23 protein-coding genes are annotated in these 20,941 nt (G+C 63.6%); 15 read left to right on the top strand and 8 right to left on the bottom strand.

The genetic code is table 11. The features are described 5' to 3' along the window. Nucleotides 1-15 precede the first annotated feature (15 nt). The 4 genes from ROSMUC_RS06420 (at nt 16) to ROSMUC_RS06405 (ending at nt 4,673) form a co-directional block, all read left to right on the top strand. A complete protein-coding gene (locus ROSMUC_RS06420) occupies nt 16-1,860 on the top strand; it encodes a peptidyl-prolyl cis-trans isomerase (protein ID WP_102105882.1) in 1,845 nt (614 codons plus the stop codon). A gap of 11 nt (nt 1,861-1,871) precedes the next feature. Further along, the gene (gene trpE, locus ROSMUC_RS06415) at nt 1,872-3,383 is read left to right on the top strand and encodes an anthranilate synthase component I (RefSeq protein WP_037270809.1); all 1,512 of its coding nucleotides are present in this window, start codon (nt 1,872-1,874) and stop codon (nt 3,381-3,383) included. 91 nt (nt 3,384-3,474) lie between these two features. Further along, on the top strand, nt 3,475-4,092 hold the full coding sequence (locus tag ROSMUC_RS06410) for a rhodanese-like domain-containing protein (RefSeq protein WP_037270805.1): 618 nt from the start codon (nt 3,475-3,477) through the stop codon (nt 4,090-4,092). 38 nt (nt 4,093-4,130) lie between these two features. Further along, entirely contained in the window at nt 4,131-4,673 is a 543-nt protein-coding gene (locus ROSMUC_RS06405; protein ID WP_037270803.1) for a pseudouridine synthase, read from the top strand. Nucleotides 4,674-4,683: 10 nt separating this feature from the next. Here ROSMUC_RS06405 and ROSMUC_RS06400 read toward each other — a convergent pair whose 3' ends face one another. Together ROSMUC_RS06400 and ROSMUC_RS06395 are read right to left on the bottom strand one after the other, a co-directional pair. Next, a complete protein-coding gene (locus tag ROSMUC_RS06400) occupies nt 4,684-5,427 on the bottom strand; it encodes a 1-(5-phosphoribosyl)-5-[(5-phosphoribosylamino)methylideneamino]imidazole-4-carboxamide isomerase (RefSeq protein WP_037271023.1) in 744 nt (247 codons plus the stop codon). Between the two features lie 120 nt (nt 5,428-5,547). After that, nucleotides 5,548-7,008, bottom strand: coding sequence for a divergent polysaccharide deacetylase family protein (locus ROSMUC_RS06395; protein ID WP_245875130.1), 1,461 nt, complete (start codon nt 7,006-7,008; stop codon nt 5,548-5,550). 171 nt (nt 7,009-7,179) lie between these two features. Here ROSMUC_RS06395 and ROSMUC_RS06390 point away from each other — a divergent pair, with 171 nt between their 5' ends. Genes ROSMUC_RS06390 through ROSMUC_RS06370 form a run of 5 tightly spaced genes read left to right on the top strand, consistent with a single transcriptional unit; the run spans nt 7,180 to nt 11,228 of the window. Further along, nucleotides 7,180-7,752 carry an anthranilate synthase component II gene (locus ROSMUC_RS06390; protein ID WP_425442772.1) on the top strand — a complete coding sequence of 191 codons (573 nt, stop codon included), beginning with the start codon at nt 7,180-7,182 and terminating at the stop codon, nt 7,750-7,752. Further along, complete coding sequence (trpD, locus tag ROSMUC_RS06385; RefSeq protein WP_037270794.1) at nt 7,749-8,771, top strand: anthranilate phosphoribosyltransferase; 1,023 nt, start codon at nt 7,749-7,751, stop codon at nt 8,769-8,771. Before ROSMUC_RS06390 ends, trpD begins: the two co-directional genes overlap by 4 nt. Next, a complete protein-coding gene (gene trpC, locus ROSMUC_RS06380; protein ID WP_037270791.1) occupies nt 8,768-9,583 on the top strand; it encodes an indole-3-glycerol phosphate synthase TrpC in 816 nt (271 codons plus the stop codon). Before trpD ends, trpC begins: the two co-directional genes overlap by 4 nt. Continuing rightward, nucleotides 9,583-10,059, top strand: coding sequence for a cyclic pyranopterin monophosphate synthase MoaC (gene moaC, locus ROSMUC_RS06375; protein ID WP_037270787.1), 477 nt, complete (start codon nt 9,583-9,585; stop codon nt 10,057-10,059). Before trpC ends, moaC begins: the two co-directional genes overlap by 1 nt. Further along, the gene (locus ROSMUC_RS06370) at nt 10,056-11,228 is read left to right on the top strand and encodes a molybdopterin molybdotransferase MoeA (protein ID WP_037270784.1); all 1,173 of its coding nucleotides are present in this window, start codon (nt 10,056-10,058) and stop codon (nt 11,226-11,228) included. The genes moaC and ROSMUC_RS06370 overlap by 4 nt, the downstream gene beginning before the upstream one ends. On the opposite strand, the gene ROSMUC_RS06365 is transcribed toward ROSMUC_RS06370, so the two are convergent. Next, nucleotides 11,225-11,794, bottom strand: coding sequence for a 5-formyltetrahydrofolate cyclo-ligase (locus tag ROSMUC_RS06365; RefSeq protein ID WP_037270781.1), 570 nt, complete (start codon nt 11,792-11,794; stop codon nt 11,225-11,227). The genes ROSMUC_RS06370 and ROSMUC_RS06365 overlap by 4 nt on opposite strands. Next, nucleotides 11,791-13,182 carry a magnesium transporter gene (gene mgtE, locus ROSMUC_RS06360; protein ID WP_037270779.1) on the bottom strand — a complete coding sequence of 464 codons (1,392 nt, stop codon included), beginning with the start codon at nt 13,180-13,182 and terminating at the stop codon, nt 11,791-11,793. The genes ROSMUC_RS06365 and mgtE overlap by 4 nt, the downstream gene beginning before the upstream one ends. Before the next feature lie 136 nt (nt 13,183-13,318). On the opposite strand from mgtE, the gene guaD reads away from it, so the two are divergent. Further along, complete coding sequence (gene guaD, locus ROSMUC_RS06355; RefSeq protein ID WP_037270776.1) at nt 13,319-14,602, top strand: guanine deaminase; 1,284 nt, start codon at nt 13,319-13,321, stop codon at nt 14,600-14,602. A 73-nt stretch (nt 14,603-14,675) separates the two neighbouring features. On the opposite strand, the gene ROSMUC_RS06350 is transcribed toward guaD, so the two are convergent. After that, nucleotides 14,676-15,467: an inositol monophosphatase family protein gene (locus ROSMUC_RS06350; protein WP_037270774.1), complete on the bottom strand. Its 792-nt coding sequence runs from the start codon at nt 15,465-15,467 to the stop codon at nt 14,676-14,678. A 56-nt stretch (nt 15,468-15,523) separates the two neighbouring features. After that, complete coding sequence (locus ROSMUC_RS06345; protein ID WP_008282060.1) at nt 15,524-15,898, bottom strand: helix-turn-helix domain-containing protein; 375 nt, start codon at nt 15,896-15,898, stop codon at nt 15,524-15,526. A gap of 313 nt (nt 15,899-16,211) precedes the next feature. On the opposite strand from ROSMUC_RS06345, the gene ROSMUC_RS06340 reads away from it, so the two are divergent. Next, nucleotides 16,212-17,174, top strand: a complete 963-nt coding sequence (locus ROSMUC_RS06340) for an NADPH:quinone oxidoreductase family protein (protein WP_037270770.1) — start codon at nt 16,212-16,214, stop codon at nt 17,172-17,174. Here ROSMUC_RS06340 and ROSMUC_RS06335 read toward each other — a convergent pair. Further along, a complete protein-coding gene (locus tag ROSMUC_RS06335; RefSeq protein WP_037271021.1) occupies nt 17,161-18,033 on the bottom strand; it encodes a LysR family transcriptional regulator in 873 nt (290 codons plus the stop codon). The two genes, ROSMUC_RS06340 and ROSMUC_RS06335, sit on opposite strands and share 14 nt — an antisense overlap. A gap of 122 nt (nt 18,034-18,155) precedes the next feature. Here ROSMUC_RS06335 and ROSMUC_RS06330 point away from each other — a divergent pair, with 122 nt between their 5' ends. The 3 genes from ROSMUC_RS06330 (at nt 18,156) to ROSMUC_RS06320 (ending at nt 19,677) form a co-directional block, all read left to right on the top strand. After that, nucleotides 18,156-18,359, top strand: a complete 204-nt coding sequence (locus ROSMUC_RS06330) for a DUF1127 domain-containing protein (protein ID WP_245875129.1) — start codon at nt 18,156-18,158, stop codon at nt 18,357-18,359. A gap of 205 nt (nt 18,360-18,564) precedes the next feature. Further along, entirely contained in the window at nt 18,565-19,344 is a 780-nt protein-coding gene (locus ROSMUC_RS06325) for a Bax inhibitor-1/YccA family protein (RefSeq protein WP_037271019.1), read from the top strand. A gap of 147 nt (nt 19,345-19,491) precedes the next feature. Continuing rightward, nucleotides 19,492-19,677, top strand: coding sequence for a hypothetical protein (locus ROSMUC_RS06320; RefSeq protein ID WP_037270764.1), 186 nt, complete (start codon nt 19,492-19,494; stop codon nt 19,675-19,677). 16 nt (nt 19,678-19,693) lie between these two features. Here ROSMUC_RS06320 and ROSMUC_RS06315 read toward each other — a convergent pair whose 3' ends face one another. Next, on the bottom strand, nt 19,694-20,449 hold the full coding sequence (locus ROSMUC_RS06315) for an alpha/beta fold hydrolase (protein WP_037270762.1): 756 nt from the start codon (nt 20,447-20,449) through the stop codon (nt 19,694-19,696). Nucleotides 20,450-20,538: 89 nt separating this feature from the next. Between ROSMUC_RS06315 and ROSMUC_RS06310 the strand changes: the two genes are divergently transcribed. Next, nucleotides 20,539-20,913 (top strand): hypothetical protein, encoded by a 375-nt coding sequence (locus tag ROSMUC_RS06310; RefSeq protein ID WP_037270760.1) that lies wholly within the window; start codon nt 20,539-20,541, stop codon nt 20,911-20,913. The last annotated feature ends 28 nt before the right edge of the window (nt 20,914-20,941 follow it).

The raw sequence follows: 20,941 nt of genomic DNA, 5'->3' as shown, positions 1-20,941 counted from the left end.
AGTGAGGGGGCCATCATGGCGGGCAAAGGTATCTACAAGGGCGCGATGTGGGTTCTCATGGGCCTCTTGATCGTCGGCCTTGCCGGGTTCGGCGCAACCAACCTCTCGGGCAATGTGCGAAGCATCGGCCATGTCGGCACCGCCGAGATTGACGTGACCACCTACGCCCGCGCCCTGCAAAACGAAATCCGCGCGCTCGAGGCCGAACGCGGCTCTTCCATGACCTTTGCCGAAGCCCGCGCCGCCGGGGTCGATACCGATGTGCTGGGACGTCTGGTGGCGCGCGCCGCGCTGGAACATGAGGCCAATCGCCTTGGCCTCTCGGTCGGCGACGAGAACCTGCGCGAGCAGATCCTCGACATTCCCGCCTTTCAGGGTCTCGACGGCAGCTTTGATCGCGAGGCGTATCGCTTTGCCCTCGATCAGGCAGGGCTGAACGAATCCCAGTTCGAGGAAAACATCCGCGCCGAAACAGCCAGCACGCTGGTGCAGGCCGCCGCCTTGGCAGGATTGCAGACGCCCAGCACCTATATGGACACGATGATGACCTATCTGGCCGAGCGGCGCAGCCTTGCCTTTGCCGTGCTCGACCGCAACGCGCTGCAAACCGGCCTGCCGGTCCCGTCAGAGGATGACCTCAAGACCTATCACCAGAGCCATCTGCCCGATTTCACCACGCCCGAAACCAAGACCATTACCTATGCCTGGGTCACGCCCGCGATGATCCTCGACAGCGTCGAAGTGGACGAGGCCGCGCTGCGCGAGGCCTATGCCGAGCGCGAGGCCGAATTCAACATGCCCGAACGCCGGCTGGTGGAACGCCTGGCCTTTGCCGATACCGAGGCCGCGACCCGCGCCCGCGCCCGGATAGACGAGGGCATCGCCCTTGAAATGCTGGTCTCCGAACGCGGGCTCGACATGGCGGATATCGACATGGGCGATGTCACCCGCGAAGAATTAGGCGCAGCGGGCGATGCGGTGTTCTCCGCCGAGGCCGGCGATGTGGTTGGTCCGATCGACACCAATCTTGGCCCCGCGCTCTTTCGCGTGAACGCCGTGCTCGCCGCTCAGGTCACGAGTTTTGAAGAGGCGAAACCGCGGCTGCGCGAAGAGCTTGCCACTGACCGCGCCCGCCGCGTGATCGAGGCTCAGATCGACACGGTGGATGACCTCCTCGCCGGAGGGGCCACGCTCGAAGATGTGGCAAAGGAAACCGATCTCGAACTCGGGAGCATCGATTGGCACTCTGCTCTGACCGAAGGCATGGCGGGCTATGACAGCTTCCGCACCGCCGCCGAATCCGTGGCCGAAGGCGACTACCCCGAGGTCGCGCAGCTCGCCGATGGTGGCATTTTCGCCCTGCGTCTCGACGGCATCCAGGAGCCGCGCATCCAACCGCTCGAAGACGTGCGCGACGCGGTGCTGGCCGGCTGGCGGGCTGAGGCCACGGTGGCCGCGCTGCGCGCCCAACTGGAACCGCAGCTTGCCGAATTGCGGGCAGGCGCGAGCTTTGCCGATCTTGGGCTGACCGCGACCGAAGTGACCGACATGACCCGCCGCGATTACCGCCCCGACGCACCCGCCGAATTCATCGACACTGTGTTTGCCATGACCGAGGGCGAGGTCCGCGTGATCGAGGGCGAAGGCAGGCTCTTCGTGCTGCGCCTCGACCGTATCGCACCGCCCCTTCCCGCAGACGAGGACGAGGATCTCGCCCGCCTGCGCAGCGCCCTTCAGGATCAGGTCGCCGCCGATCTCGGGCAGGATCTCTTTCAGGTGCTGGCCAATGACATCCGCGCCCGCGCGGGCGTAGAGCTGGATCAAGCGGCCCTCAACGCCGTGCATGCCAATTTCAACTGAGGACCGCGCAATTGGAACTGACCCCGTCGTTCGAGGATTTCGCCCGCGCCTATGAGGCGGGGGAAAATCAGGTGGTGCATGCGCGGCTTGCGGCCGATCTCGACACGCCCGTATCGCTGATGCTCAAGCTGACTGGGGCGGCGCGTGATGCCTTCCTGCTCGAATCCGTGACGGGCGGCGAATTGCGCGGGCGCTATTCCATCATCGGCATGAAACCCGATGTGATCTGGCAGTGCCACGGCACCACCAGCCGAATCAACCGTCAGGCCCGTTTCGATCACGATGCCTTCGAGGATCAGCAAGGCGATCCCTTGGCCAACCTGCGCGCCCTCATCGCCGAGAGCCGCATCGCCCTGCCCGAAGGCATGCCCGCTGCCAGTGCCGGTCTCTTTGGTTATCTGGGCTATGACATGATCCGGTTGGTCGAACATCTTCCAGATGTGAACCCGGATCCGCTTGGCCTGCCCGATGCCGTGATGCTGCGCCCTTCGGTCGTGGCCGTTCTGGATGGCGTCAAGGGTGAGGTTATGGTGGTGGCCCCCGCTTGGGTCAGCAGCGGACAATCGGCGCGTGCGGCCTATGCACAGGCCGCCGAACGGGTGATGGATGCGGTGCGCGATCTCGAACGCGCCTTGCCGCAATCCAGCCGCGCACTTGGCGAAGCCCGCGAAGACGCGGCCCCGGTGTCGAACTTTACCCGCGAAGGCTACAAGGCCGCCGTGGAAAAGGCCAAGGACTACATTCGCGCAGGCGACATCTTTCAGGTCGTGCCCAGCCAGCGCTGGACGCAGACCTTTCGCCAGCCGCCCTTCTCGCTCTATCGCAGCTTGCGGCGCACCAACCCGTCGCCCTTCATGTTCTATTTCAACTTTGGCGGCTTTCAGGTGATCGGGGCCAGCCCCGAAATCCTCGTGCGCGTCTTTGGTCAAGAGGTGACGATCCGTCCCATCGCAGGCACCCGGCCCCGTGGTGCCACTCCCGAAGAGGATCGCGCGCTCGAGGCAGATCTTCTGGCCGACAAAAAGGAACTGGCCGAGCATCTCATGTTGCTCGATCTGGGCCGCAACGACGCGGGCCGCGTCTGCAAGATCGGCAGCGTCCATCCGACCGAGAAATTCATCATCGAGCGCTACAGCCACGTCATGCACATCGTCTCGAACGTGGTTGGGGACTTGGCCGAGGATCAGGATGCGCTCAGCGCCCTTTTGGCCGGTCTGCCCGCAGGCACCGTGTCCGGCGCACCCAAGGTCCGCGCGATGGAGATCATCGACGAGTTGGAGCCCGAGAAGCGCGGCGTCTATGGCGGCGGTGTCGGCTATTTCAGTTCGGGCGGCGATATGGACGTCTGCATCGCCCTGCGCACAGCCGTGGTCAAGGAGGAGAACCTCTATATTCAGGCCGGCGGCGGCGTGGTCTATGACAGCGACCCCGAGGCGGAATATATGGAAACCGTCCATAAATCGAACGCCATCCGCCGTGCAGCGGCCGATGCCGCGCGCTTTGGTGGTGACGCCAACGGCTGAGTCATTTGACTCAGGTCAAAGCGCGCGCGCTCTTGCGGGCGTAGGTCTACCACATCATATTCCAATTAAGGAATATAATGGAGGGAAGCCCATGATCCGCATGACCCGATTCGCCACCCCGGCCCTCTTGGCTCTGGCCTTGGCTTTAACCCCACTCGCCAGCGCCGCCAGCGAGGCCCTGCCCCTGCAAGAGCCTGTGGCCGCCGAAACGCTCAGCAAGAGCAAACAGACCACCCCCGGTCTCTATATCACCGCCGCCGATGCCGGCCGCGTGCTGGCCGACAACCCCAATGTTGCGCTCATCGACGTGCGGACCCCGTCCGAGGTGAACCTGATCGGCTATGCCACCGCCGCCGCCGCCAATATCCCCTCGAAACTGATGGACCCTGCCCTCTCCTTCGACGCCAAGAAAGGCATGTATAAAATGGTCGATAATCCCGCATTCGTAGACGAGATGAAGGCCTGGCTCGCCAGCGATGCCGCCGCAGGCGTGGATACCCTGCTGGTGATGTGCCGCTCCGGTTCGCGCAGCGCGGCGGCAATCTCCAAGCTGGTAGAGGCCGGGGTGGATGTGACGCTCTACAATGTTGTGGACGGGTTCGAAGGCGACACGAACGACGCAGGTGCCCGCGCGGTCAATGGCTGGCGCAATGCTGGTCTGCCATGGACCTACAAGGTGCGTGAGGGCCTGCGCCCCGGCTATAACTGAGACTTGCGGCGGGCTGTGCCCTCGGGCAAGACAGGCACATGGCCCGCCTCATTCTCTTCAACAAGCCCTATGACGTGCTGTCGCAATTCACCGACCGTGGAAGCGCAGGCAGCCCCCGCGCCACGCTCTCGGATTTCATCGACGTGCCGCGCGTCTATCCCGCCGGCCGGCTGGATCGTGACAGCGAGGGGCTGCTGCTGCTGACGGATGACGGTCAACTTCAAGCGCGCATCGCAAACCCGCGTTTCAAAATGGAAAAAACCTATTACGCCCAGGTCGAGGGCCTGCCCGATGACGCGGCCCTCGCCGCCCTGCGTGCCGGTGTCACGCTCAACGACGGCCCAACGCGCCCCGCGCGCGTGGAACGGGCGGCGCCTCCAATCCTCTGGCCGCGCACACCGCCCGTCCGCTTTCGCAAATCCGTGCCCGATAGCTGGCTGAAACTGACCATCTCGGAGGGCCGCAACCGCCAAGTGCGCCGTATGACCGCCCATATCGGCCACCCCACGCTACGCCTGATCCGCTGGCGCATCGGAGAGTGGACCTTGGATGGCCTCAGCCCCGGTCAATGGCGGGGCTGAGACGTCGCACTCAGAGAAACTCCGCCTTCGCCTCGGGCACCGCCCGCGCAACCGCCAGAGCCTCGCCCAGATCGACATCCTTGGACATCAGCGCGCGTCCGATCATTGTGCCGGCGATATTCGGAATATAGCGCAGCCGCGCCACATCATCGACCGTCCGAACCGTGCCGCGCGCAATGACGGCATGCCGCGTTCCAGCCGCCAGCCCGGAAATCAGCCCCAGACTGCCATCGCTATCCTCGATATCGGCGTCAATATCGGTGATCAACAAACCTGCCAGCGGAACCCCGTCAAAGGCTGCGATAAACTCGGCCGGACCAAAGGCCGACGCCGTGCGCCAACCGTCGGTCATCAATTGCCCTTGATATATGTCGACAGCCACAACGATCTGATCCGGGTGATACTTGGCCAAGGCCTTGACCGCATCAGGGTTCTGCACGGCCATTGTGCCCAGCACGATCCGCCCTGCGCCCTTGTCGATCCAGCGCTCCACCGCCTCACGCGTGCGAAACCCGCCCCCAAGCTGCACCGGAATACCCACGGCACGGATGATCTGCTCGATGAGATCATCATTGTCGCCCGCACCGCGCAGCCCGTTCATATCCGTCAGGTGCATCCACTCGGCACCCGCCGCCACAAACCCGCGCGCAGTCTCGACCGGGTCCACATGCCAACGCACCGGTTCCTCCAGCCGTCCACGAGTCAGGGTGACACATTTGCCGTCAAGAATTTCCAAGGTGGGATAGAGGATCATCGCCATGCCCCTTTGCTATGCGTGTGGGCGCAAATTGGGGGCAATCCGCAATCCCGGCTGTCCCCGGTGCGGCATCATGAGGCCCTTTCGCGGCTTGATTCGGAAACGAGCCCTCCGGGCCTATTCCGCCTGCAACACCGCCGAGACCGGTGCCAGCGCCACGCTCGCGGCCCGGTCCGCCAAACCCCACAGCAGAAGTGCGCTGATCGTATCTGCCCGCAAACGGCCCAGCATGATCACGCCGTCCTCTTGCTGATCGGCCCGCATCGCGGCCTGATCCAGAAAGCGGCGGATCGCGGCGGCATTCTGCCCCTGCCCGTCGAAATCCCGAAACAGGCTGGCCGAGGGCACGCCCTCGCGCGCAATCAGCTTTTGCGCGGTGTTGAGCCCGCTCGGATGCATCACCAACCCATGCCCGCTCTCTTTCAGGATCGGGGCGAGTTGCGCCGTGGCCTCGCGGCTCGATTGCAGGCCGGTGCCCGTGCCTTCCAGCACCGCCACCGCCTGCGGCACCTGCGCAAACCACGCCTGCATCGCCACTTCTGCATCCTCAGGCCGCGCGACCTCTGGCAGATCGGCCATCGCCAAGACCTCGAACCCGGCCGCGTGATAGCGTTCCGCCGCCGCCGCCGCACCAGGCCAGGTCACATCGACCGCGAAACTCAGCGGATAGGGAAAACTCTGAAGCGCCTCGATCCCGATCGGGCTCTGCCCGTCGTCCATCAGGATGATCGCCATCAGCGGCTTGCCTTCGGGATTGTCGAACGCCACCCGATTGCGCGCGAGCGCCCCCTCCACCGTCTGCGGCTCTGCGACACTGTCCACCGTAGTCTCCGGCGTGTCCGGCGTTGGCGCACCGACACTGGGTAAACGGTTGGTTGTCACCCCCTCGGCCCGGTTGCCGATTGTGCCCAACGCAGGCAAGGTCTTGGCTGCGCTCTCGGTCTCTGTGTCAACCTCGGGCAAGGGTGCCGCCTCGGCCTGTGCCTCGGCTTCGGGCGACATATCCGTCACCCCCTCAGAGCCAGAGGCGTCAGGGATCAGCACCGGTGCCGGCTCTTCCTGCGGAAAGATCGAAGTGGCCTCGGTCCCTTCCGCTGCCGCCTCCGGCACAGTCAGCCCCGCGCTCTCCTCGGTTGGCGCAGGTGCAGGCGGCTGCGCGGGATCGGTCGACACCGCCACGGCCCCCTCGCTCGACGGCACCACCGGCGGCGTCCCCTGCGGACTGGGCAACACCGGATCATCGCTCTCGACCGTCACACCGGCCCCCTCGACCGCCACCTCCGGGGCGTCGGCCAAGGCCGCCACATCGCCCGTCTCGGGCGCTGCCGCCGGTGCGGTTTCGACCGCGCCGATCCCTGCACTGTCATCCGGTGCGGGCGGGGCCACCTGCGGCACGACCGCTGCCTCGGGCGCGGGCTGTGTTTCAGGCAGATCCGCTTCCGCATCCTCGCGCCGCAGATCGAACCCCGATCCCGCCGGCACTTCAAGGCTGACCGCCTCGGGCGGGGTCTCGCCCGGTGCGCCGCTCAGCACAGACAGCGTGCCCAACGCCAGTCCCGAGACCAACGTTCCCGTCATCATGCCTGCCAATACTCCGCGTGCCACTGCCTTTGCCCCCTGATCTGCCTGTTTTGCCTGTTATCCGGCCTAGCGCCCCTTGACGGTGCCGCGCAAGACTGAACAAGTATACCGCGACCGGCCCCTTGGCCTCCAGCCCCCTTTGCATGAGGACAGGCGCGAATGCTGCTTCTGATCGATAACTATGACAGTTTCACCTATAATCTCGTCCATTATGTTGGCGAATTGGGTGCACAAACCCGCGTCGTGCGCAACGATGCGCTCAACGTACAAGAGGCGATGGCGATGCGCCCCGATGGTATCCTGCTCTCGCCCGGCCCCTGCGATCCGGATCAGGCAGGCATCTGCCTGCCGCTGACCCTCGCCGCCGCCGAGGCGCGTATTCCGCTTTTGGGCGTCTGCCTTGGGCATCAGACCATCGGTCAGGCCTTTGGCGGCAAGGTGATCCGCCATTCCGAAATCGTACACGGCAAGATGGGCCAGATCCACCATGAAGGCAAAGGCGTCTTTGCCGGTCTGCCCTCGCCGTTCGAGGCCACGCGCTATCACTCGTTGGTGGTAGAGCGCTCCAGCCTGCCAGACTGCCTCGAAATCACGGCAGAGCTGGCCGATGGCACCATCATGGGCCTGCAACACCGCGACCTGCCCATTCAGGGCGTGCAGTTTCACCCCGAATCCATCGCCTCTCAACATGGTCACGCCCTGCTCCAGAATTTCATCGACATGATGCAGGTCCCGGCATGAGCGATCGGCTGAAACCGCTGATCGGGGCCGCCGCTGATCGCTCCCTGACCCGCGCCGAGGCTGAAATCGCCTTTCAGATCCTGTTCGAAGGCGAAGCGACGCCTGCCCAGACCGGCGGCTTTCTCATGGCGCTGCGCACGCGGGGCGAAACCGTGGATGAATACGCCGCCGCCGCCGCCGTGATGCGCGCCAAATGCAACGCGGTGCGCGCGCCAGAGGGGGCGATGGACATCGTGGGCACCGGCGGCGATGGTAAGGGCACGCTCAATATCTCGACCGCCACTGCCTTTGTCGTCGCGGGCGCAGGCGTGCCGGTGGCCAAACATGGCAATCGCAACCTCTCGTCCAAATCCGGGGCAGCGGATGCGCTGACCGAAATGGGGATCAAGGTCATGGTGGGCGTGCCTGTGGTCGAGCGCGCGCTGGCAGAGGTGGGCATCGCCTTCATGATGGCGCCCATGCACCATCCGGCGATGGCCCATGTCGGCCCCGTGCGCACCGAATTGGGCACGCGCACCATTTTCAACATCCTTGGCCCCCTCACCAACCCCGCCGGTGTAAAGCGTCAACTCACCGGCGCGTTCTCGCGCGACCTCATCCGCCCTATGGCCGAAACGCTGGGGCAATTGGGCTCGGAGCGCGCTTGGCTCGTGCATGGCTCGGACGGCACCGACGAGATGACGATCACCGGCCTCTCTTGGGTCGCCGCCCTCGAAGAAGACGGCAGCATCCACGAGACCGAATTGCACCCCGAGGATTTCGGCTTGCCCGTACATCCCTTTGAGGCCATCTTGGGCGGCACCCCGGCGGAGAACGCCGCAGCCCTGCGCGCGCTGCTCGATGGGGCGCCCGGAGCCTACCGCGATGCCGTGCTGCTCAATGCCGCTGCGGCCCTCACCGTGGCCGGACATGCCAGCGACCTGCGCGAAGGCGTGGCCAAGGCCGCCGAGAGCATCGACAGCGGCGCGGCCCGCGCCAAAATCGCCGCCCTCGCGAAACTGACATCGGAGACCGTATGACCAGCCCGACCATTCTCGATAAGATCAAAGCCTACAAGCTCGAGGAAATCGCCGCCGCCAAGGCGGCACATCCAATGGCCGAGATGGAATCGCTGGCGCATGAGGCAGCACCCGTGCGCCCCTTTTCCGACGCCCTGCTCAAGGCCGCCAAGACCGGCTATGGCCTCATTGCCGAGATAAAAAAGGCCAGTCCGTCCAAGGGCCTGATCCGTGCCGATTTCGATCCCGCCACCCTCGCACAGGCCTATGAGGCCGGTGGTGCCACTTGCCTTTCGGTGCTGACCGACACGCCCAGCTTTCAAGGCGCACCCGAATTTCTCGGACAGGCCCGTAACGCCTGCGACCTGCCGGTTTTGCGCAAGGATTTCATGTATGACCCCTATCAGGTGGCCGAGGCGCGCGCCTGGGGCGCCGATTGCATCCTGATCATCATGGCCAGCGTTTCGGACGCCCAAGCCACCGAACTGGAAGAGGCTGCCCTTCATTGGGGCATGGATGTCCTGATCGAGGTCCACAACCGCGAAGAGCTCGACCGTGCCAGCCGCCTCAAATCGCGGATGATCGGCATCAACAACCGTGATCTCAACACCTTTGAAACCTCGCTCGACACCACCCGGAAACTGTCCAAATTCGTCCCCCCCGAGCGCATGATTGTCTGCGAAAGCGGTCTTGCCACGCCCGCGGATCTGGCCGACATGGCCCGCTACGGCGCGCGCACCTTCCTGATCGGCGAAACCCTGATGCGCGCCGAGGATGTGACCGAGGCCACCCGCAGTCTGCTCGCCAACCCGCTCACACCGGGCGGATTCTGATGTCCGGGCTCAGCCATTTCGATGGCCAGGGGCATGCCCATATGGTCGATGTCTCGGACAAGGACGTGACCGCGCGCGTGGCCATCGCTGAGGGCCACATCAAGATGGCCCGTGAAACCTTTGAAATCATTGCCGAAGGTCGCGCAAAGAAGGGCGATGTTCTGGCCGTCGCCCGCCTTGCCGGGATCATGGCGGCCAAGCGCACGCCGGACCTGATCCCGCTCTGCCATCCGCTCGCGATCACCAAGGTCACAGTGGACCTGACCCTTGATCCCGACCTGCCTGGCGTCCGCATAGCCGCGACGGTCAAGACCACCGGTCAGACCGGGGTCGAGATGGAGGCGCTGACCGCCGCCTCTGTCACCGCCCTCACGGTCTATGACATGACCAAGGCCGTCGATAAGGAAATGGAAATCGGCGGCATCCGGGTTCTCCTGAAAGATGGCGGAAAATCAGGGCGGTATGAGGCGACATGATCACCGTTGACGCGGCCCTCGCGCATCTTTTCACCCTCGTGCAACCGCTCGACATCGAAGAGGTGCCGCTGGCGCAGGCCGCTGGCCGCATCCTTGCCCGTGACGTGGCTGCCCGCCGCGATCAACCGCCCTTCGCCGCCTCTGCCATGGATGGCTACGCGGTCTGTGGCGCTGATGCGTCCCCCGGCACCACCCTCACCGTGATCGGCGAGGCCGCTGCGGGCCATGCCTATCCCGGTGCCGTGTCGTCCGGCGAAGCAGTGCGCATCTTCACTGGCGCGCCCATTCCAACAGGGGCCTCCCGCGTCATCATCCAAGAGGATGTGACCCGCGACGCCGACCGCATCACCCTGGGCCAAAATCTCGACCGCAAGGATCATATCCGCCCCTTGGGCTGTGACTTTCGCGAGGGTCAAACCATCACCGCCCCGCGCCGCCTGCGCCCCGCTGACATAGCGCTCCTGGCCTCGATGAACGTGGCGCGCGTGCCCGTGCGCCGCAAACCGCAGGTGGCGCTCATGTCCACCGGCGACGAATTGGTCATGCCCGGAGAGAGCCCCGGCCCCGATCAGATCATCGCGTCCAACACCTTTGGCCTCAAGGCGCTCTTTGACGCCATGGGGGCAGAGGCGCGCATTCTGCCCATCGCGCGCGATACCGTGGCCTCGCTCACCGCCGGTTTTGCGCTGACGCGCGGGGCCGATCTGATCGTCACCATCGGTGGGGCCTCGGTGGGCGACCATGATCTCGTCGGTCGGGTGGCGGGCGATCTGGGTATGGAGCGCGCCTTTTACAAGGTCGCCATGCGTCCCGGCAAACCGCTGATGGCCGGGCGCATGAACAGTGCGGCCATGGTCGGCCTGCCCGGAAATCCGGTGTCAGCCATGGTCTGCGGTCATGTGTTCATCGCGCCCATGATCAACGCCATGCTGGGTCTGGGCACCGCCCCTTCCCCGCGCCTGCGCGCGCCGCTGGCCGTTTCCCTGCCACCCAACGGCCCACGCGAACATTACATGCGCGCGGCCCTCACGCCGCAAGGGATCCATCCCGAGGATAAACAGGACAGCTCGCTTCTCAGCATCCTCGCCAATGCCGAGGCGCTGATGGTGCGTCCGGTCAATGATCCGGCGCGCGAGGTGGGCGAGATGATGGACTATCTCCCGCTTTAACCGCGCCCTCCGAAACTGATCACCTCAAGCTCCGTCACCACCATGTCGAGCGGCTGATCGGTCGGCTCAAGCGGCATTTCCGCCGCCTCCTGCGCGCCGTAGGCAAAACCAATCGCCATCGTCCCGCGCCGCGCGCGCAACATGTCCAGCGTGCGGTCGTAAAACCCGCCACCATAGCCCAGCCGCCCGCCGCGCCGGTCAAAGGCCACCAGCGGCACAATCAAGATCTCCGGCTCGAAAAAATCGTCAACCTCCGGCACCATCGCGCCAAACGGCCCTGCCCGCAGCGTGCATCCCGGCCCCCAGCGCGAGAAATCGAGCGGCTGGCCCTCCCCCCGGATCACCGGCACGCCCACCGGCCCATGCGCGGCCGCCTCTTCCATCGCGGGCAGCGGATCAATCTCGGACCGGATCGGCATATAGCCCGCCAGTGGCACGCCGCGATAACCCGCCAAAACCCCGGACAAGAGCGCCGCCGCCCCCGGACCGCGCGCACGATGCGCCTCAGCCCGCCGCGCAAAGGCCGCCTTGCGCGCCGCTGCCTTCACCTCACTCAGATCGCTCATATCAAAAACACCGTCGCCAGCCCCAGAAACGCAAAAAAGCCCACCACATCCGTCACGGTGGTGACAAAGGTACCCGATCCCAGCGCCGGATCGACGCCCATCCGGTCCATGATCACGGGAACGGCCGCTCCCGCCAATCCTGCAACGACCAGATTGATCACCATCGCGGCACCGATCACATAACCCAGCTCCGGCCCCCCGAACCAGACCACCCCGACCACGCCCATCACCAGCGCGAAAATCAACCCGTTGATCAGCCCCACCAGCGTTTCACGCCTGAGCACCCGCCAGACATTCGCGCCGGTCAGGTCCTTGGTCGCGAGCGCCCGCACTGCCACCGTCAGGCTCTGCGTGCCGGCATTGCCCCCCATTGAGGCGACAATCGGCATCAAGACCGCCAGCGCCACCAGTTGCGCAATCGCCAATTCGAACTGCGCAATCACCAAAGACGCCAGAATCGCCGTGCCAAGATTGACCGCGAGCCATGGCACCCGCTGTTTGGAGGTTTCGATCACGGAATCGTTGATCCCGCCCTCGCCCACACCAGCCAGACGCATGATATCCTCTTCATGCTCTTCATCCAGCACCGCCATCGCGTCGTCGATGGTGATCACCCCGACCAGACGTCCATCCTCATCCACAACAGGGGCTGAAATCAGGTGATACTGGTTGAACATGTAGGCCACATCGCCGTCATAGCGCGTGACCGGAATGGTGTGGAATGTCTCCTCCACAATATCCATGAGCGGCGTATCGCGGCGCGCGGCCATGATCCGCCCCAGCGTGACATTGCCTACCGGATGCAGGCGCGGATCGACCAGCACGATGTGATAGAACTGTTCCGGCAGTTCTTGGGCATTGCGCATGAAATCAATGGCATCGCCGACGCTCCAATGCTCGGGTGCCATCACCACTTCGCGCTGCATCAGGCGACCGGCTGAATATTCCGGATAGGTCAGCGACTGCTCGACCGCGGCCCGGTCGCTGTCCTCGAGAACGCTCAGGATCGCCTCTTGCTGCTGATCCTCCAGATCCTCGACCAGATCGACCACGTCGTCGGAGTCCAGCTCCCGGACGGCATCGGCCAGCACCTGCGGCGTCAAGAGGCCGATCACCTCCTCACGGATCGATTCGTCCAGTTCCGACAGGATATCGCCGTCGAACTCTTGCCCATAGAGCGCGATCAGCCGCCGTCGGTCATAGGCATTGCTCTGCTCCAGCAGGTCGGCGATGTCAGCCGCGTGCAGCGGCTCCATCTCGGCCCAGAGCATTTCGCGGTCCTGCGTCTCAACCGCATACATGATCCGCGCGATCAAGGATCGCGTGAGCGGCGTATCATCCTCCGACTCTTCCACCTCGGGGGTCAGATCGTCTTCTTGTTCTGCCATGGTGCCCCCCTGCAATCCCTGTTGCGGGCAGGATTAAAGAACCGGTTTACGGAAAACAATCGCAATGGACCAATTTACCCCGGTCCTGTGGCCCCTTATCCTGCTCCCTGCGCAATCCTTAGCCCATGGGGGGCACATGTCAGCGATCACCCTGCTCATCGGCCAGATTCTCGCCTTCGACCGCTCGCCCTTCGCGGACGATCCGCAGGGGGCGGCGCGTCTGCACGAGGCGCTCTTGATCGAAAATGGCCGCATCACCGCTCTCGGCACCGCGCAGGATCTACGCGCGCAGGCCCCCCAGGCGACCGTGACCGATATGGGAACGCATCTGATAACCGCCGGTTTTGTCGATGCCCATGTCCATTACCCCCAGACCGCGATCATCGCCAGTTGGGGCAAACGCCTGATCGAGTGGCTCAACACCTATACATTCCCAGAGGAAATGCGCTTTGCCGATCCCACCTACGCGGCAGAAATCGCCACCCGCTATCTCGATCTCATGCTGGCCCATGGCACCACCACCTGCGCAAGCTACGCCACCATCCATCCCGCCAGCGTCACCGCGTTCTTCGAGGCAGCCCAGGCGCGGGGCCTGCGCGCGGTCGCGGGCAAGACCTGCATGGACCGCAACGCGCCCGATGGGCTGCGCGACACCGCGCAATCCGCCTATGACGACAGCAAGGCGCTGCTCACCCGCTGGCACGGGGTCGACCGGCTCTCTTATGCCATCACACCCCGCTTTTCGCCCACCTCGACACCCGATCAACTCGCCGCCTTGGGCGCGCTCTGGTCTGAATACCCCGATTGCCTGATGCAAACCCACCTGTCAGAGCAGGTGGACGAGGTGGCATGGGTCAAATCCCTCTATCCTGAGGCGCGCGACTATCTCGACACATACGAATCCCACGGTCTCTTGGGCGCGCGCGGCCTCTACGGTCACGCCATTTACCTTGATGCACGCGAGCGCGACCGCCTGCGCGAGGTGGGCGCGGCGCTCATCCATTGCCCCACCTCCAACATCTTCATAGGGTCCGGTTGTTTCAACCTTGCCGCGCGCATGGCCGAAGGGCAGCGCGTGGGCCTGGCCACCGACACCGGCGGGGGATCGTCCTTTTCCATGCTGCGCACCATGGCCGCCGCCTATGAGATCGGGCAATTGACCGGCACGGCGCTGCATCCCGCCCAGTTGCTGTGGCTTGCCACCGCAGGCTCGGCAGAGGCGCTGCACATGGGCGCGCGGATCGGCAACATAGCACCGGGAATGGAGGCCGATCTTGTCGCGCTCGATCTCGCCTCGACCCCCGCCATCGCCCAACGCAGCGCCCGCGCGACGGATATCTGGGAGGCACTGTTTCCCACGATCATGATGGGCGACGACCGCGCCATTGCAGGGGTTTGGGTGGCGGGCAAGGCGGTGTGAGCAGGCAACGAGAAAGCAGCGCCAACACCCGGTCGCACAAGGTGATTAGGGCGCGTATCGGCAAAAGCCGCCGTCACACCACCTTCGACAATATCTCCAGCGCGGCCTCGTGTTGCATGCGCCCGGCGGCGGCTATCGCACGGCCACCCTGATGCGCCGGACCGCCCTGCCAATCCGTGACAATACCGCCCGCCGCCTCGATCACGGCAATCGGCGCCTGAATGTCATAGGCCGCCAACCCCGCCTCGATCACCAGATCGACATGCCCCGCCGCAACAAGAGAATAGGCATAACAATCAAGCCCATAGCGCGTCAACTTCGCGTGCCCTGACACCTCGGCAAAGCCTGCCGCCTCGGCCGGGCTGCCCAATTCTGGAAAGGTGGTAAAGACAATCGCCTCAGACAGCGGCCGCGCGCCCATGACCCGCAAATCCCGCGCGCCCATCGGCCCGGTCATCCGCGCCGCGCCCCAACCGCCTTCGAACCGCTCGCCGATATAGGGCTGGTCGATTATCCCGTAGATCGGACCATTTTCATCGGAAACCGCGATCAAGACACCCCATGTCGGCGCGCCAGACATGAACGCACGCGTGCCGTCAATCGGGTCCAGCACCCATGTCAGGCCGCTGGTGCCCGAAACCGCACCATATTCCTCGCCAAGGATGCCATCCTGCGGGCGCAACTCCGCCAGAGCCGCGCGCATGGCGCGTTCCGCAGCGCGGTCGCCTTCCGTCACCGGATCGAACCGCCCATCGGGCAGCTTGTTATCCGCCGTCAGACCGGCACTTCGAAAAAACGGCAAAACAGCCTCACGCGCGGCATCGGCCACCGCATGGGCTGTCTTGACTATATCTGTCTTGTCCATTCCGACCCGCCTTTCCTACCGCTTGCGCAGAGGGATAGACCCTGGGCCGGTCCGGCTCAAGCCACCTCGCTCAAAACCCGCGCAAGGTCGAACAAACGCCGACGTTGGTTCTCGGGAATGGCGTAATACGAACGCACCAGATCCAGCGCTTCCTTGTCGCCCATCAGATCGGCCCGTGCCGGATCGCTCTTTTCGCGCTCCACACCGCCCTCCTGATCCAGACCTTCAAAGAAAAAGCTGATCTCGACGTCCAGAGATTCGGCAATATCCCAAAGCCGCGACGCGCTTACGCGGTTCGCACCTGTTTCATACTTCTGAATCTGTTGAAATTTGATCCCGACACTCTCTGCGAGTTGCTGCTGGGTCATTCCCACCAGCCAGCGACGGTGCCGAATACGTTTGCCGACGTGCACATCAACGGGGTGCGGCATATAATGTTCCTTCTTACCTACTCTGAGACTTACCGTAATTCGATTTACCGAAACATCTGTTCCGGACCCGGCGCCACGCATCCCAGCAGCGCGTGCCGGACCCTACCAAGATGGTGTTAAAATTCAAGAAATATCGCTATCCGTTTGCGTGACCTATACCAATGAAACACAATCTATGCGGGCACCTATCCTTTTGGATAGGGTAATCTCCTACTTTTTCCGCTTGCCTGTTGCCAGTTTGACAGGACGAATCGAATTCGTCTAACCACCGCTTCAGCATTATCCCGCAACGGTAGAATCACAAGGGTCCACAATGCGCGCCTATCACCTGCCCGCCAAGGGGGCCGAGCCCATCCTGACCGACCTGCCTCGCCCGGCCCCCGGACCGGGCGAAATCAGTCTGCGCATCGCGGCCTGCGGGCTCAATTTTGCCGATCTCCTGATGATCAAGGGCGCCTATCAGGACACGCCCGAGCCGCCATTTACCCTTGGCATGGAGGTTGCAGGCACGGTCGAGGCGCTTGGCCCCGATACGGATGGCCCCGCCCCCGGCACCCGCGTTGCGGTCTTTGGCGGTCAGGGTGGGCTCGCAGACTATGGCTGTTTTCCCGCCGCCCGCACCGTGCCCCTGCCCGATACCATGACCTTTGCCGAGGCGGCGGCCTTTCAAGTGGCCTATGGCACCAGCCATGTGGCGCTGGATCACAAGGCGCGGTTGCTGCCGGGGGAAACCCTGCTTGTTCTGGGCGCAGCCGGGGGTGTCGGCCTAACCGCCGTGGAAATCGGCAAACAGATGGGCGCACGCGTCATCGCCTGCGCCCGCGGTGCGGATAAACTCGACGTCGCAAAGCAGGCCGGGGCCGACCACCTGATCGACGCCGCAACCCAGGATATTCGCGACACCTGCCGCGCCTTGGGCGGGGTCGATGTGGTCTATGATCCGGTTGGTGGCGATCAGTTCACCGCCGCCATGCGCGCCTGCAACCCCGAGGCACGCATTCTGGCGATCGGCTTTGCATCCGGCGACGTGCCGCAAATCCCCGCCAATCACCTGCTGGTCAAGAATATCAGCGTGATGGGCCTCTATTGGGGCGGCTACCTCAAATTCCGCCCCGAGGTGCTGACACAGAGCATGGCCACCCTCTTTGACTGGTATGCGGCCGGTCGCCTGCGCCCGCATGTCTCGCACCTGCTGTCGCTCGAACAGGCGGCAGAGGCACTCGAATTGCTGCGCACGCGCAAATCCACCGGCAAGGTCGTGGTCACGCTGGAATAGGGACCGGCGGCGTCAACGCACCAAACCCTTGCCGCATCATTCGCATCAACGCCGCGCGCACTTCGTCGCGGCCGGCGTTGCCATAGAGGTTGATTTTCTGAACCCCCAGATCGGGCAGCGCCCCACCAGGCGTGATCGCCTCCAGATGGGGAGGAATACTGCTCTCAAGCAGCGCGCCCACTGCCAGATCGGCGCTCACCAGCGCCTCGACCGCGCGGTCATCCTCGGAATCAACCGCCAGTTCCCAATCCACCCCAGCCGCATCCAGCTTGCGCAGCACGATGGGCCGGAAAATGCACTGACGACAAAAGGCCAATCGCAGCGGGCGACGTTTCCACGACACGCCCCCCTGCGCGCCGGTCCAACGCAAGTTCATCTGCGTCAGGGTTTCGCCCCCCTCGCCCACGCCTTCCTCTGTGGTCAGGATCACATCCACCTCACCCCGCGCCATGGCCTCGCGCAGCCGCATCGTGCTTGATGAGCGCAGGTTGACCTTGACCCGCGGATAGGCGGCGTTGAACTGCTTGAGCACGCGCGGCACCACCGGGTAAACGATGTCATGCGGCACGCCGAGCGCCAATTCCCCTTCAAAGGTCTCTTCCGTCAAGCGCCCCACAACCTCGTCGTTCAGATCGAGCATGCGGCGGGCATAGCCCACCAATTGTTCGCCTGGTGCGGTCAGCGATACTCGCCGGTTCGCCCGCTCCAGCAGTGTCAGATCCAGCATTTCCTCTAACCGCTTGATCTGCATCGAGACCGCAGATTGCGTCAGGTTCAACGCCGTCGCGGCCCGGGTCACCCCACCATGATCGGCGACCGCCACCAACGACCGCAACGTGGTGATGTCAAGATTTCGCATTATCACAATCCTTGATGATGAATCGGCCAAACATTCATTTTCAAAATTGAACGAAAGCGGGCAAAAGATCAACATACGAAATGCGAACCCTTCGCCACATCACCAAAGGGAAAGGAAAGACCATGACCGTCCAAGCCCAAACCTCTGCCCTCCGCACCGTCCTGCGCGCCCCGCGCATCTCAGAGATGCTGGCAGTCTGGGCGCAGCGCCGCGCCCTCTACCGGCTCGACGATGCAGCCCTCGAGGACCTCGGTCTGACTCGCGAGGCCGCGCTGCGTGAGGCGAGCCGCCCGTTCTGGGATCTACCCCGCCGGATGCATTGCTAGGCGAAACGACCACAAATTCAGCAGGTTTCTCTGAAAGGCACTGTTGCACACGACCATAGCATGCGCGGCGGCCCAAAGTTACGAACGCCACCGCGCATAAAACCTGTCGAAAACAGTCATGAACGCTTGAAATGTTAGGCATGCCTCCCGATATTACTGGCAATGTCCCATGAACGGGACCGCCATTCACATATCGGAGGGTTACATGGCAGAGTTTAACACGATCCGGACGGCGACGGGCACACGCACCGCCCAGATTGACGCGGGCCTGCGCGCGCACATGAACAAGGTCTACGGCACGATGTCCGTGGGCATGGTCATCACAGCGCTTGCGGCATGGGCCATCGCGGGGCTTGCCGTGACAACCGATCCTTCGGCAGCCGCCGCACAATTGCCTAATGGCAAGATGTTGTCGGGCCTTGGTGCCGCACTTTATCTTTCGCCGCTCAAATGGGTGGTGATGCTGGCCCCGCTGGCCTTCATCTTCCTCGGTTGGGGCGCGCTTCTGCGCCGGGCCTCCGCGGCCGCCGTGCAGCTTGGCTTCTTCGCCTTCGCAGCACTGATCGGCATTTCGATGAGCTCGATCTTCCTGATGTTCACCAGCTTCTCGATCGTGCAGACGTTCATCGTGACCGCCATCGCCTTCGCGGGTCTGTCGCTGTTTGGCTACACCACGAAAAAGGACATCTCTGGCTGGGGCTCGTTCCTGATCATGGGCGTGATCGGCCTTGTCGTGGCAATGCTGATCAACCTCTTCCTGCAAAGCCCGGCAATGATGTTCGCCATCTCGGCGATCGGCCTCTTGATCTTCGCGGGCCTGACCGCCTTTCACACGCAAGAGATCAAGAACACTTATGTGGCGCACGCGGCACATGGTGACCAGGAATGGCTGGACAAATCTGCCTACGACGGCGCACTCAGCCTCTACATCAGCTTCCTCAACATGTTCCAGTTCCTGCTTATGTTCATGGGGCAACAGGAATAGCACTCGCACCTCGCGACACAGGAAACCCGCCGGAGCATCCTCCGGCGGGTTTTTTCATGCCTCGAAACCATCCCTGACCCAGATCAAGGCCAATCTGATCCATGGGCGTTAACATTAGCCAAAGCACCAAGATTGAAAGGCTTTGTCATGTTACGCCTCGGGCTAATCCTTCATCTCTTCATCGGCTCCACCCTCTCCGGCTCTGCCGTGATCGCCGCCCTCGTCATCGGGCAGGACACGCTGCAACCCATCCTGATCGCCGCCCTCTTGGGATTTATCGCGGCCTTCCCCGTGTCCTATATCGTGGCCAAAAAGCTCTACGCACTGCGCTGAAGCCCGGCGCCCCTGCTCAGCCCAGCCAGGTCCGCACCGCCGCCTCGAACTCGCGCGGCTTCTCGGCGTGGAGCCAATGGCCAGCGCCGGGGATCTTGGCAAATTGCGCCGCCGGGAACAGCGCCTTGATCCCGTCGCGGTGCTCGCGTGTCACATAGGATGACTCCGCCCCGGTGAGGAACATCACCTTTCCCTCATAAACCCCTGAAACGTCGGGAAAGCTCAGAATTTTCGGCATCTCAAGCGCCAGCGTATCCAGGTTCAACAACCACCGCTTTTCCGCCACATCCAACGCTTGCAGGAAGAATGGTACCAGCGCCGGATTATCCACCGTGGTCTGCAATTGCGCCGCCGCGTCCGAGCGCCGCTCGACCCGTGTCAAATCCACCGCCTGCATCGCCTTGATATATTGCAACTGGCTGTGCCCATAGGTCACGGGCGCAATATCCGCTACGATCAACCGGTTGACGAGCTCTGGCCGCTTCAGCGCGAGCACCATCGCCGCCTTGCCACCCATCGAATGGCCCAGCACGTCATAGGGCCCCTCAAGGCTCTCGATCACCTCGGCAAGGTCACCCGCCAAATCCTCATAGGAATGCGTTTCAAACCAAGGGCTTGCCCCATGATTGCGCATATCCACCGCGACCACGTGGCGACTGTCCGACAGTCGCTTGGCGATCACACCCCAATTGCGCGCCGAGCCATAAAGCCCGTGCACAATCACCAATCCCGGCCTCTCGGTCGGCGTGCCATGTTCGATCCTGTTCAACATAGCCTCTCATAACGCCCCCTTACTCACGATTCCAGCCCTATTGCCGCGCCCCATCACAGCCGTTAAACTGCCTCAAGAGGGTTGCACAAGTGATTGATACCGAAGAATTTCAAGGCAGGATCACAGGGCTGCAACAGGCCCTCGCGGATCGTATGCGCCTGCGCAGCGCCACGCTTGAGCGGCAAGTACGCCGCGCCGGGCGCCGGCTTCCCCGCCGCCAACGCCGGGCTGCGGCAATTATCCTCGGTGCTCAGGATTGGATGGCCCATGCCAAGCTTGCCCGGGTGCTCGACACCGCTCAGGTCGACCGCGCTTTTGCGGATCTGCATGCTTATCTTGATACGCTCAACCCGCAAGAGGCGCGCAAGACCGCGCTCCTGCGCCTGATCGGGGGAATCGTGCTCAATCTGATGCTGCTGTCCGGGCTGATCTATGCCCTTATCCGCTGGCAAGGGTCAGCTTAGGAACGCCCCACAAAACTTTGAGAGAAAA

Source organism: Roseovarius mucosus DSM 17069 (assembly GCF_000768555.3).
In the GTDB taxonomy this organism is placed as follows: domain Bacteria; phylum Pseudomonadota; class Alphaproteobacteria; order Rhodobacterales; family Rhodobacteraceae; genus Roseovarius; species Roseovarius mucosus.
The sequence above is the reverse complement of the archived record's forward strand: the minus strand, read 5'-3'. Positions and strand labels throughout refer to the sequence as shown.

Excerpts from the sequence above, each read along its gene's own strand:
- ROSMUC_RS06395 (WP_245875130.1), bottom strand. The coding sequence starts at position 7,008 with ATGACGGGAACGTTGGTCTCGGGACTGGCGTTGGGCACGCTGTCTGTG.
- ROSMUC_RS06315 (WP_037270762.1), bottom strand. The coding sequence starts at position 20,449 with ATGTTGAACAGGATCGAACATGGCACGCCGACCGAGAGGCCGGGATTG.
- ROSMUC_RS06340 (WP_037270770.1), top strand. The coding sequence starts at position 16,212 with ATGCGCGCCTATCACCTGCCCGCCAAGGGGGCCGAGCCCATCCTGACC.
- moaC (WP_037270787.1), top strand. The coding sequence starts at position 9,583 with ATGTCCGGGCTCAGCCATTTCGATGGCCAGGGGCATGCCCATATGGTC.
- ROSMUC_RS06345 (WP_008282060.1), bottom strand. The coding sequence starts at position 15,898 with ATGCCGCACCCCGTTGATGTGCACGTCGGCAAACGTATTCGGCACCGT.
- mgtE (WP_037270779.1), bottom strand. The coding sequence starts at position 13,182 with ATGGCAGAACAAGAAGACGATCTGACCCCCGAGGTGGAAGAGTCGGAG.
- ROSMUC_RS06420 (WP_102105882.1), top strand. The coding sequence starts at position 16 with ATGGCGGGCAAAGGTATCTACAAGGGCGCGATGTGGGTTCTCATGGGC.
- ROSMUC_RS06320 (WP_037270764.1), top strand. The coding sequence starts at position 19,492 with ATGTTACGCCTCGGGCTAATCCTTCATCTCTTCATCGGCTCCACCCTC.
- ROSMUC_RS06325 (WP_037271019.1), top strand. The coding sequence starts at position 18,565 with ATGGCAGAGTTTAACACGATCCGGACGGCGACGGGCACACGCACCGCC.
- ROSMUC_RS06335 (WP_037271021.1), bottom strand. The coding sequence starts at position 18,033 with ATGCGAAATCTTGACATCACCACGTTGCGGTCGTTGGTGGCGGTCGCC.
- ROSMUC_RS06410 (WP_037270805.1), top strand. The coding sequence starts at position 3,475 with ATGATCCGCATGACCCGATTCGCCACCCCGGCCCTCTTGGCTCTGGCC.
- trpD (WP_037270794.1), top strand. The coding sequence starts at position 7,749 with ATGAGCGATCGGCTGAAACCGCTGATCGGGGCCGCCGCTGATCGCTCC.
- ROSMUC_RS06330 (WP_245875129.1), top strand. The coding sequence starts at position 18,156 with ATGACCGTCCAAGCCCAAACCTCTGCCCTCCGCACCGTCCTGCGCGCC.
- ROSMUC_RS06350 (WP_037270774.1), bottom strand. The coding sequence starts at position 15,467 with ATGGACAAGACAGATATAGTCAAGACAGCCCATGCGGTGGCCGATGCC.
- ROSMUC_RS06405 (WP_037270803.1), top strand. The coding sequence starts at position 4,131 with ATGGCCCGCCTCATTCTCTTCAACAAGCCCTATGACGTGCTGTCGCAA.
- trpC (WP_037270791.1), top strand. The coding sequence starts at position 8,768 with ATGACCAGCCCGACCATTCTCGATAAGATCAAAGCCTACAAGCTCGAG.
- ROSMUC_RS06365 (WP_037270781.1), bottom strand. The coding sequence starts at position 11,794 with ATGAGCGATCTGAGTGAGGTGAAGGCAGCGGCGCGCAAGGCGGCCTTT.
- ROSMUC_RS06370 (WP_037270784.1), top strand. The coding sequence starts at position 10,056 with ATGATCACCGTTGACGCGGCCCTCGCGCATCTTTTCACCCTCGTGCAA.
- guaD (WP_037270776.1), top strand. The coding sequence starts at position 13,319 with ATGTCAGCGATCACCCTGCTCATCGGCCAGATTCTCGCCTTCGACCGC.
- ROSMUC_RS06400 (WP_037271023.1), bottom strand. The coding sequence starts at position 5,427 with ATGATCCTCTATCCCACCTTGGAAATTCTTGACGGCAAATGTGTCACC.